Annotated in this window: 1 protein-coding gene; it reads right to left on the bottom strand. The window is 38.9% G+C overall.

What is annotated here, in order from left to right:
- Positions 1 to 163 precede the first annotated feature (163 nt).
- A complete protein-coding gene (locus tag BMZ99_RS25800) occupies positions 164 to 1,750 on the bottom strand; it encodes an IS1182 family transposase (protein ID WP_090945002.1) in 1,587 nt (528 codons plus the stop codon).
- Positions 1,751 to 1,853: the final 103 nt, after the last annotated feature.

The following is a 1,853-nucleotide window of genomic DNA, read 5'->3' as shown; positions in this document are numbered from 1 at the left end:
CTGTCTCAAAATAGGTTTTTAAAACCTATTTGAGATAGCTCTTTCTTTGTATCCCTAACCGAATAGGGTATTTTCTCTTTTTTGCGAATTAAGTGGAGTAAAGTAGGCATAGCAAAGCTAGAGGAGCATTATGCCCCTCATAAATTGCTGTGCCTGCAACCTTTTAGGCGGTCTTTTTTTCGTGTAGCATTTTTCCGCACCGTTGTTGCTGTATTTTGTTATGTAGTTTATTTAAGTTATAGCCCATCGCCAAGAACAAGAATTCAGTCCTAACGCTTTGCTTGCCACGCAGCAAGAATCTTCTAAATCGATGGTTTTCTTTCAATATTCCAAAGGCACCCTCTACTTGAATCGATCGGTTAATTCTTAGTAGTATTCCTTTTGCGCTAGTAATATTGCGCTGTGATTGCTCCCGTTGCCATTTGAACTTCTTTGCTACGCTGAATTTGCGGTTCCCCTCCGCTTTAGTGCAGGATACTTTGTGAGGGCAACCATTGCAATTTTCACATTCGTAAACCGTAATCACACTACGATAGCCGGATTTTGATTTGCGTTGGGTAACAGACACAGGGCATACTTTCTTTCCGTTTCGGCAGGTATATTCATCTTTTGCTTCATCATACTCCATATTTTCCAAAAGACGAATATTGTTACGGTATTTAGCGGCCTTGCTCTTTTCGTAATTACTCGGTTTTATATAACAGACCTGTTTTTCTTCATCAAGATAACTGTAGTTTTCTTCGCTTTCATAGCCTGCATCGGCTATGATGTTTTCGTGTTTTTGTCCTTTTAGGAAGTTTTTCATTGTTTGAAGTAACGGTTTCAAGGTCAATGCATCAGACCTCTCCGAAGAAATATCAATTCCCACGATATATTCAGCTTCTACACCAATTTGCACGTTGTAACCAGGCTTTAGCTGCGCATTTTTCATATGATCTTCCTTCATGTGCATGAAAGTAGCATCGTGGTCGGTTTTAGAAAAGCTATTTCGTCCTTGAAAGATTTGGCCATAATCATCGTATTTTCGTTGGCGTGCCAATAGTTCCTCCAATTGTTCTACATCTCTTTGCAGTTGACTTTTTCGTTTGCCAGTTCCATAAACAAAGGATATGTTTTGTTGATACTGTTGAATGAGCAGCAGGCTTAATACCTCAGATGGATCTACCGATTCTGTAATAGCGAAATGGTACTTTTCACAGATGATTTGGAGTGTCTCTGCTAGCTTATCTTGTAATTTAGCAGCATTTTTCTCAGTGCTTTTTCGCCAGACAAAAGAATATTTGTTAGCATTGGCCTCAATCTTTGTACCATCGACAAATAAATTTTCAAAACTAATTTCTCCACACTCTTTGAGCAACTCCACTAACTGGTAAAACAATCCTTCGGCAGCAGCTAAAATCCGCTTGCTGCGAAAACGGGCAATGGTATTATGATCGGGTACTTTTGCACCTTGCAATAACCACATAAAGTTGATATCCCTGCGGCAAGCCCGCTCAAGCCCCCGACTAGTGTAGAGATTATTCATATAACCATAAACGATAATTTTGAAAAGCATTTTAGGTGAGACTACTGATTTTCTGCCTTTACGAGAATACGCTTTGTATAACAGCGAATAATCAAGTTGATCCATTATCTTACTTAACAGCCTGACCGAATCGTTTTCTGGTATGAGGATTTCGATAGGAAGCGGTAAAACTAGTTGATATGAATTTGTTTTTGTTGTAGGATTTATATGTGTAAAGTTTTTCATAGCAGTTTAATTCTACACCAAGAGGCAGGTTCTTCGGAACCTGCCTCTTGTATTTTTAATACATATAAGGGACTATCTCAATTTCTTATTGAGACAGCCCCTT

The sequence above is a fragment of the Pelosinus propionicus DSM 13327 genome (assembly GCF_900114615.1).
GTDB classification, from domain to species: domain Bacteria; phylum Bacillota; class Negativicutes; order DSM-13327; family DSM-13327; genus Pelosinus; species Pelosinus propionicus.
Note: the sequence above shows the minus strand (reverse complement) of the source record. Positions and strands in the feature narration are given on the sequence as shown.